The following is a 9,339-nucleotide window of genomic DNA, read 5'->3' as shown; positions in this document are numbered from 1 at the left end:
CCTGAACTCTGGATAATAAATTTATCTCCAGCGGCTACTTTCAACGCTAACTGCGTTGAATTTACTTGCAATAGACCAGCTATTGACGCGTAAATTCGCCTTGTTGTCGCTAAAAGTCTCCGGCTGGAGACTAATAAATATATTTGTGATTTAATATCAATACATTAGTATATCTCTTAACCAGAGTTCAGGTTAAGTACCGTTTATCAGTTAAATCTACCGCTCATCTACCTACCTCTTGTATTTCAAATAAGGTCAATTAATCTTACTGTAAGTAATTTTTTTGGCGCTATTATGTCTAATTTATCACCTAAATCGATACGCGGTTTCACTTTAGTGGAAGTGTTAATTGCGTTTATAATTTTAAGCTTTGGACTATTGGGTGCAGTGGCATTGCAGGCAAAAGCAAAGCAAGCAAGCTTTGATGCTATGCAGCGCTCAGCAGCAATAGCACTTGGCAATGATATTATTCAGCGGATGCGTGCAAATGACGATGCAGGATTAACAGCGCGCTATAATGGTAACTTTACAAGTGATGACAAATTAAACAAACAGTTACGCTGCTATTCAAATGTGTGTACGGCCGCTGAAATTGCAGCACTTGATAAGCAACAATGGATTCGCGCAATTCAAGCACGTGAGAACACAGGTGCGCTTGATGATGCAACAGTGTGTATTAACAACCAAGCTGATGCTGCAAGGGGCAGTAACGCATTTAACCTTGAAGTAATCATTAGTTGGCAAGGGCGCCAAGAATATACTGCTACTGGTGACACCGCAGCGATTAAATGTGGTGCCAACAATAAAAAGCGCAGAGTCGTTGTGCTAACAAGTTTTATGTATTTGAGGGCATCTTAAATGAAGCAAAAAGGGTTTACTCTAGTTGAGATGATGGTCGCTTTATTTGTAGGTGGCTTAGTATTAGGTGGCGTCATGTTTACTTACGTGAGTATGAAAGTAACCACCCGAGACACCATGACCATCGGTGAATTACAGGAAACTGGCCGCTTGGCTTTGAGTATAATGCAGCGCGATATAGAACAAATTGGTTTTTGGGGCACGTTTTATGAAGATTCATTTTCAGCAGACAATACAATTGTTGCAGGCAGTGCTAGTAACCCGGCCGGGGATTGCACCGAAGGGCTGAATAATAAAAGTTTCCCAGATAATAGTGTTAATTCTAATTTCCGACTTATTTATGCTATTGAATCAAGCGGTGGTGCCCAGCTAAATTGTATTTCAAACGCACAAGATAATACTGATGTTTTGCAGCTCAAGTTTTTAGAAGGGTTGCAAATAGACACCACAGATGCTGTACAAAATAACAACGGCAATTATTATTTTATTGCTCAGCAAGAGTGGGGGGAGTTTACTCGCGGTCCTGCTAATCCAGCCAACCCAAACTCAACCGTGTGGCGGTATCGTCATCACGTATATTACATTGATGAACAGACTTATAAGGTAAATAAGCAAGATCTAACAATCCCCGTGTTGATGCGTAAAAGGCTAACCCCTAAAGGGGGGATGATCACCGAAACTATTATGGAAGGTGTTGAAAATATGCGCTTTTTGTTTGGTTTAGATACTAACTTTGACAGCCGAATCGATACATATCGTAGTGTTGAAAATATGACAGCATCAGACTGGGAAAATCGCCGTGGCATTTTAACTGTTCAGGTGTTTCTGTTAGTAAGATCACTCCAGCCAGATGCTGACCTTAATCAAGTGAATCAAACATACACCTTAGGTGAAGATGCAAATCAACGCGTTTTGAAGTTCAATGATCGTTTTCGTCGGGCTTTGTTTACCACCACGATACGCTTAAACAATGTAGGAGCTAGTCAATGGCGAATTTAACCTTAGCAAACAACCAACGCGGTGTTGTTTTAATTGCTGCGCTTATTATGGTCGTTGCTGTGACAGGCATTGCAGTTACGCTGATGAGCAGTGCAAGTGTTGATATAAAAATTACCAACGCTGCATTAGAGCGAGAAGAAGCTGAGAATATCTTAATGGGGAATGTACAAAAGGTAATTGCGACAGAGGCGCAAAAAGGTGGAACAAGTAAGTTATTGTTTACACAAGCGCAAATTCCAGACGGTTCAATCCCACTCACACAAATTGACGACACAGCGAGTGAATTAAGTAACCTTAATAATGGCGCGCTTGATCTGCCTTGTCCGCGAGATTATGACTTCACAGCGGGCATTGCATGTAACATGATTCAAATAAATTCAACGATTACTTATGGTTCAAAGAGTAAGCACACCATAACGGTAACCACTGGAATAGCACAGCAAATGGCTAGCCTAAATACTGGCGGTTAAGTGAGATTAAAAATGAAGATAAAACAGTTAATTATTAAGTCGGTATATATTGTTTTTGCGTGCTTTAGTTTTTTTAGTGTGGCTGAAGATATCGAGTTATATGTAAATCATGAGGTTGAGCTCGATGAAAAACCACGGGTGTTACTTGTGTTTGATACATCGGGGAGTATGGCGTGGAGTGTGGTTGATGGCAAAAGCCAAACTTGCTATAGAAGAGTGAAAAAAAATAAGTTTGAACGTGGAGATTGTTTTAAAAGCTTAGATACTTACACTTGGAAGGAGCAGTGTTATATCGTTAGAAGTGGATACTATCGAGCTGAGTGTGATGACACTCGATTAGGCGTTGCGAAAAAAGCGATCACGCAGTTAATTAGTGATAACGATGATATTGAGTTTGGTCTTATGCGCTTTAATGGCAGTGCTGGTGGTTATGTCTTAGCAAAGTTAGGGGCAACAAAATCTTTTCTACTTGATAAAGTAGATAATTTGCCTGCAAGCGGAAGTACACCGCTTACCGAGACTTTGTGGGAAGCCTACCTTTATATCACAGGTCAAGGCGTCTATTATGGTGGAAATACTACTGACAGGGATTATACAGCAGAGTCTTCTGGTATTTATAAGTCTCCATTTAAGCCAATCACTGGTGAGCCACTACGCTGTGATAACAGCATTAACATTATTTTGATGACTGATGGCGATCCAACCAGCGATTCAAACAGAAATAGCGATATTAAGAATTTACACAATTATTATTTTACTGCCAACCCACCTGTAGTGAGTAACAGCTATTTAACCGCACTGTCTAAGGTGATCAATGGAACAAAAGACGTAGAGATTGACTTATATTCACCCACAACGAAAACGCGTGAATTCGGTCGAATCTACCCAATTGGTTTTGGTACCGGGATGAGTAACGCAGGTAAAAACTTATTATCTGAAGCAGCAAAGTATGGTGGTGGGCAATATTTGCACGCAGACACAGCAGAGCAATTATCTGAAGCACTTAAAAATACCATTACGCGTATTCGCGAAGTAAACGACACATTTACCTCACCTTCAATTGCCAGTAATAATGTTGACCAAACACGTAGTCGTGACTCTATCTACTACGCAATGTTTTACCCTGACAGTGGCGCTCGTTGGCGTGGTAATTTAAAAAAGCTTAAAGTTTCAGGCACTCAAATTATTGACTCTGCAAACCTGCAAGCTCTTAACTCGGAAGGTTTAATTGATAAAGGTGCACGCACATTTTGGTTACCTAGTACTGCTGCTGCAGATGGTAATTCAGTTGAAAATGGCGGGGTTAATTTGATGCTTTCAACTACCGCAAATAGTGGTCGCAATTTATACACGGATGCAGGAACCGCAGGGCTTATCGCATTTAATAAGAATGCAGTATCGTCAGCTTATGGTGGTGATGCTAAAGCGGCTAAAGCATTTGGTGTTGATCAGGGTGAACTTAAAAACACTATTGATTGGGCCCGAGGCATAGATGTAGATAACGAAGATGGAGACGCTTCAAGCAGCGACCAACGGCTAGATATCTTTGGTGATCCTTTACATTCTAAACCTGTTACAGTTGACTATGGCAATGACGATGTAAGAATTCTTATTGGCACTAACGCTGGGTTTTTACATATGTTCAAAGACAGTGGTAACACAGTCAGTGAAAGTTGGGCGTTCATACCCAGTAGCCTGTATGGCATTATTGACCCCATTCGTAAAAATGCTGCCGATACTAAAAAATACGGTGTTGATGGCCCAATTACGATCTATTTTGATGACTCAAACCGTGATGGCATCGTAAACGGTAGCGATAAAGTGTGGGCTTTCTTTGGCATGCGTCGTGGAGGTAATAACTATTATGGTTTAAATATTACCGATCCAGATAACCCAAGTTTAATGTGGGGTGGGCCAATCCAGGGAGGCACTGGGAGCTTCACTGAGTTAGCGCAAACATGGTCTGCACCGACGGTTTCTTTTATAAAAGCATTTGGTGATGAGCCTGTGCTAATATTTGGAGCTGGTTACGATATTAATAAAGATACCGTAATACTTGGAGAAGATAGCAAAGGTCGCGGTATTTATATCGTAAAAGCCTCTGACGGTACCTTGTTATGGGAATTAACCCCTAAAAAAGGCTTTAAAGGTAAAAATAGCATTGCAGCGTCAGTAACTCCATTGGATTCAGATTACGATGGTTATATTGATCGTATTTATGCAACAGATACTAGCGGCAGCATTTGGCGAGTTGACATGCCAAGCAACAAAACAAGTGAGTGGAGTCATTTTGAGTTCGCAAAACTAAATGGTTCAACGAATGCGCTCGATAGACGTTTCTTTTATAAACCCATGATTGCTCGGACTATGTATAGCAAGGTGACGAACACAACCTATAATGGAAAAACGATTGTTACTCGAAAAGACACGCCATTTGATGCTGTTTTAGTTGGCAGTGGTAATCGCTCAAACCCAATTGGCACTGTTACTAAAGATCAGCTCTATATGATTAGAGATGTAAATACGCTAACCAAGTCATTTAAGGGTTTAGATATTCCAGATACAATCACTGTTTCAGATTTAATGAATGTCAATGATGACCCTTTTGGTAATTCTCTGGATGATATCGACACGTTTGTTAAAAATGAAATAAAGTTAAGTAAGCAATCTGGCTGGTATTATGATTTGCCCGCTAGCGGTGAAAAGTCTCTAGCGGCTGCTACAGTGGTTGGGGGAGTTGCTTATTACACTAGTTACACGCCAGCTTCAGCCACAGAAACCATTAATCAATGTTCATTAACTGGCGGTTCCGGTTCATTATATGCCTTTCATTTGCACTATGGCACTAAAGTGTATGACCAGTTAAGCTTTACAACAAGTAATGACGTGCCAGATACCCCACAACTTTATTTTGGTAGCGCTGATAGTTGCGTCGATAGTAACGCTAATGGCTATTGTGACGGCGATGGAGGTGATGGAGGTGATGGAGGTGATGGAGATGATGGAGGTGATGGAGATGATGGAGGTGATGGAGGTGATGATGAGAATAAAAAGGTTGAATCAAGAAGCCAGTTTTTAATGATTGGGCCAGGTATAAAAGAGAATGACAGCTCTGATTTAAGTGCGCAAAATCCGTTTATTCCGAAAAAAATAAAAGGACCTGGCATTTCATTCGATGAAGATGGCAATATTGATTTGGTTGACAGTGCAGTTCCTATCGGTTTTGGCTTTAATACCCAGCAGACTTTCATATATAAGCGAGAAGTGAATGATAATAAAGACAAGTAAACAACAAGGGTTCACGCTCATTGAGCTAATGATAGCGGTTGCGATTGTAGGCATTATAGCTTCTGTCGCCATACCGAGTTATTTTGAACATGTTAAGCGAACGGCACGCACAGAGGCTATAACGACCTTGCTGGATGCTGCAAACAGACAGGAGCAATTCTTTGTTGATAACCGAGAATACACCAATGATTTAGATAATCTAGGTGTTGTATCGCCAACTGAGCATGGCTTTTATACAATTACTGTTGAAGTGGATAACGATGCAGGTACTTTTAGCTTTGAGGCGACCCCCGCTGACGGGCCACCTTTAAAAGATGATGAATGCAAAACTTTCGTTATTAACGACGCGGGCCTTAAAACAGCAACACCTAGTACTAATAGTGCTAAGTGCTGGGGAAATTAAGAATGAGAATAGCTTTACTCTAAGCACTTTTCTGTATTTCTTATTTTTGTTCTGCCTGTGTAACTTATCGATATAGCAAGCCCTGCGTGGCTTGCTTTTTCGTATTCGGGGCAGTAAACAAACGTACCATTATGAAAGCCCATAGGTGTTCCATCGTTACGAAATGTTAAATACGTTCTAGGGTAAGTTAGTTTATCTTGTAGGTGTGTTGCATCAACATTTAAAAGAGCAACATCATCGTCGTCAAGTACACCTAACTTATTTGAATCTGTGAATACGGTTAGCTCTTTGTGCCATTGGTTTGCTTCGCATTTATTGTGCTTAAGTGCACATAAGGTCACGTTTGAACCGTGCGAAACCGCACTTAATCGCGAAAGCCCAACGGCTCGATTAATTTTTGCTATGTGGTTGTCTAGTCTGTTTTCGATGATTAATGGCTGATAGTTATATAGCGCGATATGGCACATTATCGCAATGATACTTAATACCACCATGCTCTCGATTAAAGAGGTGCCCTGACTTTGCTTGTTGCGAATAACCTTCATCCATGAAGACCTGAATTGTGACAGTTATATTAAACTTAGCTGACCCTATTTTAGATGCAAGGTGATCTGCTTAATTAATTGCACTTACTGTCGGTATCGCCATTATAAAGCGTGGTGCCAGACTGCGTGATGGTAAGCGCTTTATTGTTTTCATTGTCATTATTAGGGCAGTAAACAAAGGTGCCCGCTGCCGTTGTAATGCGACCACTGGCATCAAATATAATCGATTTGTCACCTGAGAAGCTAAGACGACTATTATCAGGGATTTCGTCAAGAGCTCTTAAGATCACATCTCCTTGTTTTGGGTTTTGTACGCCATTGCTGTTACTGTCATAGAACACAAATACTGTCCCAGATGTCCAGCTGTTAGTGCAGGGGACGCGCTTGTTGTTTGCAATATTGCTGGAATCGCCACTACATACAACAACGAGGGCGTCAGTACTTGTCGCTTTCGCTCTGGCAAAAGTAAGGGTGCGTTTTAAGTCCAACAAATAATTTTCAGCTTGGTTTTCTTCTAACATATTGCTGCTGTTCCAAAATGCAATAGCAGCGATGATGCCGACTATTGAAATAGTGACCATCAGCTCTAAAAGTGTAAAGCCGCGTTGTATTTTTTTCATTCTACACCTCTAAGTACAGATCAAATTGTGGTTAACTAACGCCGATAGCGGATGTAATATTTTTGTGATTATTATATTTTAGTTAATGATACCATTGTTGGTGATTAAATCCCCGTTATTCAATTGCTTTGTTTGCTATGAACAGCAGGATTGTCTAAAATCGACTCAATAAGAATTTAAAGTAGCAATAAAAAATGAAGAAAATAGAAGCAATTATTAAGCCATTCAAACTGGACGATGTGCGTGAAGCTTTGTCAGAAGTCGGTATTACAGGTATGACAGTAAGCGAAGTAAAAGGCTTTGGTCGTCAAAAAGGGCATACTGAGTTATATCGCGGTGCAGAATATATGGTTGATTTTTTACCAAAGGTAAAATTAGATATAGTACTTGGTGATGAAGATGTTGACCGTGCAATTGAAGTTATCGTGAAAACGGCGCAAACTGGTAAGATTGGTGATGGTAAGATTTTTGTTACTGATGTTGAACGCGTTGTGCGTATCCGTACTGCGGAAGAAGACGAAGACGCAATTTAATTTCAACCAAGTAATTAAATAACAAGAAAGGCGCTATTAAAAAATAGTGCCTTTTTTTATTTTCAGTCCCTGCCTCAACTACTTGAGTAGCTGGTTATCATTAAATATGCTTTGCCTGTAAAAAGTACTCAAGTTAATTCCGTAGTTGATTTTTAGCCAAGCCAAAACAGGAAAAAGCATGAGCAGATACGAAAAAGCACCGAATGTGTATTCGCTATGCCAAAATCATATAGTTTAGACACCTAAATATAGATTTAGTATTCTTGAAAATAAAGTGATTAGAGATGTATACAGGTCTAATATGAACAGCTTGGGTGAAAGTTGTTGGGCTAAATCTACATATAGACAACGTACATTTAGTCGTTAAGTGCCCCCAAAGGGGCCAATTTCAAATTTAATGGGTGTATTGAAAGGTAAAATAGCGTTAGAAATATTTATTGAATACAAACGCTTAATAAAGAAAAAGTGTAGGGTATTACTTTTGGTTGCTAGGGCATTGCTTAATACGGTAGGCATAAACGAAAAGGTAATCCAAAGCTACTTTTTTTAGAATAAATATATTTTCACATATTGACCTCAACCCAAGTTAAGGTTTTAACCTTGCATTTCTTAAATATAAAAAGGAATGAAATGAATATCCTCCTCGCCATGATCCCTGCTTTTTTATGGGGCACTACGTATGCGGTAACTAAGTATGCAACACCCGACTGGCCACCTATTTTACTTGGCGCTATACGGTCACTGCCTGCCGGTTTATTGTTGTTGCTGTTTAAACCTTCTTGGCCAACGGCTAAACAATGGCCAGGCATTTTTCTAATCGGCACAATTAATATTGCGTTATTTTTTAGCTTTATTTTTGTAATGGCAATTAACCTACCTGCAGCTATTGCAGGCGTGGGAATGGTATCTGTCCCTGTGGTTGCATTATTATATGCATGGCTTGTAAAGCGACAACAGCCAGCGCTAGTGCAAAGCTTTTGTGCGCTTGCTTTAGTCGTTTTAGCATGGCGTTTATTTGATCCACAACATGTTGCGCTTAATGTATTGGGAGTTTTGGCACTGATAGGGGCGCTATTAACTATTGTTATAGGCAGTACGCTGGTAAAAAAAGTAACGGCTAAAGTACACTGGTGGACGGTACTTACGTGGCAGCTAATCATTGGTGGCAGTTTGCTAGCAATGGCGGCTATGGTGCAAGCTTTTTATTTTGCTCCTCAGCAGTATCAATTTTTAACTGCGTCAATAAATACCACGCAATGGCTGGCGTTATTTTGGCTGGTGGTACCTAATACTGCTTTGGCTTACATTCTATATGTTTGGTTATTAGGGCGAATGTCAGTAGTTGAATTTACTTTTGGCACTATAGCCAACCCAATTGCAGGTATTTTATGTGCAGGAATATTAATTAACGAGCAGTATGCAAGTTGGCAATATGCAATTATGTTATTGATGATTGTGTTTTCGGTTTTGCCACAAGGCTTGGACTTAATAAAACGAAGAATGATGATACAAAAAGCCCGCAATTAAGCGGGCTTTTCATTACTGTATTTTGTCTTGTCCTGAAATGTGTTTACACATTTAGGACTTATTTATGAAGACCACTGAAACTAAAGGCACTAAGCG

General features: G+C 40.0%; 9 protein-coding genes and 1 pseudogene. 8 read left to right on the top strand and 2 right to left on the bottom strand.

Features of this window, described 5'->3' with window-relative positions; translation table 11 throughout:
* Window positions 1–294 precede the first annotated feature (294 nt).
* Genes pilV through CSC79_RS19880 form a run of 5 tightly spaced genes read left to right on the top strand, consistent with a single transcriptional unit; the run spans window position 295 to window position 6,018 of the window.
* Window positions 295–858: a type IV pilus modification protein PilV gene (pilV, locus tag CSC79_RS19900; protein WP_099297882.1), complete on the top strand. Its 564-nt coding sequence runs from the start codon at window positions 295–297 to the stop codon at window positions 856–858.
* Window positions 859–1,857 carry a PilW family protein gene (locus tag CSC79_RS19895; protein WP_099297880.1) on the top strand — a complete coding sequence of 333 codons (999 nt, stop codon included), beginning with the start codon at window positions 859–861 and terminating at the stop codon, window positions 1,855–1,857.
* Window positions 1,845–2,327, top strand: a complete 483-nt coding sequence (locus tag CSC79_RS19890) for a pilus assembly protein PilX (protein ID WP_099297878.1) — start codon at window positions 1,845–1,847, stop codon at window positions 2,325–2,327. Before CSC79_RS19895 ends, CSC79_RS19890 begins: the two co-directional genes overlap by 13 nt.
* Before the next feature lie 12 nt (window positions 2,328–2,339).
* Window positions 2,340–5,615, top strand: coding sequence for a PilC/PilY family type IV pilus protein (locus tag CSC79_RS19885; protein ID WP_099297876.1), 3,276 nt, complete (start codon window positions 2,340–2,342; stop codon window positions 5,613–5,615).
* The gene (locus CSC79_RS19880) at window positions 5,596–6,018 is read left to right on the top strand and encodes a type IV pilin protein (RefSeq protein ID WP_099297874.1); all 423 of its coding nucleotides are present in this window, start codon (window positions 5,596–5,598) and stop codon (window positions 6,016–6,018) included. Before CSC79_RS19885 ends, CSC79_RS19880 begins: the two co-directional genes overlap by 20 nt.
* A gap of 14 nt (window positions 6,019–6,032) precedes the next feature.
* On the opposite strand, the gene CSC79_RS19875 is transcribed toward CSC79_RS19880, so the two are convergent.
* Both CSC79_RS19875 and CSC79_RS19870 read right to left on the bottom strand, forming a co-directional pair.
* The gene (locus CSC79_RS19875) at window positions 6,033–6,563 is read right to left on the bottom strand and encodes a GspH/FimT family pseudopilin (RefSeq protein ID WP_099297872.1); all 531 of its coding nucleotides are present in this window, start codon (window positions 6,561–6,563) and stop codon (window positions 6,033–6,035) included.
* A gap of 74 nt (window positions 6,564–6,637) precedes the next feature.
* A complete protein-coding gene (locus CSC79_RS19870) occupies window positions 6,638–7,183 on the bottom strand; it encodes a GspH/FimT family pseudopilin (protein WP_099297870.1) in 546 nt (181 codons plus the stop codon).
* Between the two features lie 194 nt (window positions 7,184–7,377).
* On the opposite strand from CSC79_RS19870, the gene glnB reads away from it, so the two are divergent.
* The 3 genes and pseudogenes from glnB to CSC79_RS19855 all read left to right on the top strand — a co-directional run bounded on the left by glnB (window position 7,378) and on the right by CSC79_RS19855 (window position 9,243).
* Window positions 7,378–7,716 (top strand): nitrogen regulatory protein P-II, encoded by a 339-nt coding sequence (gene glnB / locus CSC79_RS19865; protein ID WP_058559912.1) that lies wholly within the window; start codon window positions 7,378–7,380, stop codon window positions 7,714–7,716.
* A 178-nt stretch (window positions 7,717–7,894) separates the two neighbouring features.
* Window positions 7,895–8,266 (top strand): annotated as a pseudogene (tnpA, locus tag CSC79_RS19860) (IS200/IS605 family transposase).
* An 80-nt stretch (window positions 8,267–8,346) separates the two neighbouring features.
* The gene (locus CSC79_RS19855) at window positions 8,347–9,243 is read left to right on the top strand and encodes an EamA family transporter (RefSeq protein WP_099297868.1); all 897 of its coding nucleotides are present in this window, start codon (window positions 8,347–8,349) and stop codon (window positions 9,241–9,243) included.
* The last annotated feature ends 96 nt before the right edge of the window (window positions 9,244–9,339 follow it).

Source organism: Pseudoalteromonas sp. 3D05 (assembly GCF_002723455.1).
Classification (GTDB): domain Bacteria; phylum Pseudomonadota; class Gammaproteobacteria; order Enterobacterales; family Alteromonadaceae; genus Pseudoalteromonas.
Note: the sequence above shows the minus strand (reverse complement) of the source record. Positions and strands in the feature narration are given on the sequence as shown.

Coding starts and splice junctions, on each gene's coding strand:
- CSC79_RS19855 (WP_099297868.1), top strand. CDS start 8,347: ATGAATATCCTCCTCGCCATGATCCCTGCTTTTTTATGGGGCACTACG.
- CSC79_RS19895 (WP_099297880.1), top strand. CDS start 859: ATGAAGCAAAAAGGGTTTACTCTAGTTGAGATGATGGTCGCTTTATTT.
- CSC79_RS19885 (WP_099297876.1), top strand. CDS start 2,340: ATGAAGATAAAACAGTTAATTATTAAGTCGGTATATATTGTTTTTGCG.
- CSC79_RS19880 (WP_099297874.1), top strand. CDS start 5,596: ATGATAATAAAGACAAGTAAACAACAAGGGTTCACGCTCATTGAGCTA.
- pilV (WP_099297882.1), top strand. CDS start 295: ATGTCTAATTTATCACCTAAATCGATACGCGGTTTCACTTTAGTGGAA.
- CSC79_RS19890 (WP_099297878.1), top strand. CDS start 1,845: ATGGCGAATTTAACCTTAGCAAACAACCAACGCGGTGTTGTTTTAATT.
- CSC79_RS19870 (WP_099297870.1), bottom strand. CDS start 7,183: ATGAAAAAAATACAACGCGGCTTTACACTTTTAGAGCTGATGGTCACT.
- CSC79_RS19875 (WP_099297872.1), bottom strand. CDS start 6,563: ATGAAGGTTATTCGCAACAAGCAAAGTCAGGGCACCTCTTTAATCGAG.
- glnB (WP_058559912.1), top strand. CDS start 7,378: ATGAAGAAAATAGAAGCAATTATTAAGCCATTCAAACTGGACGATGTG.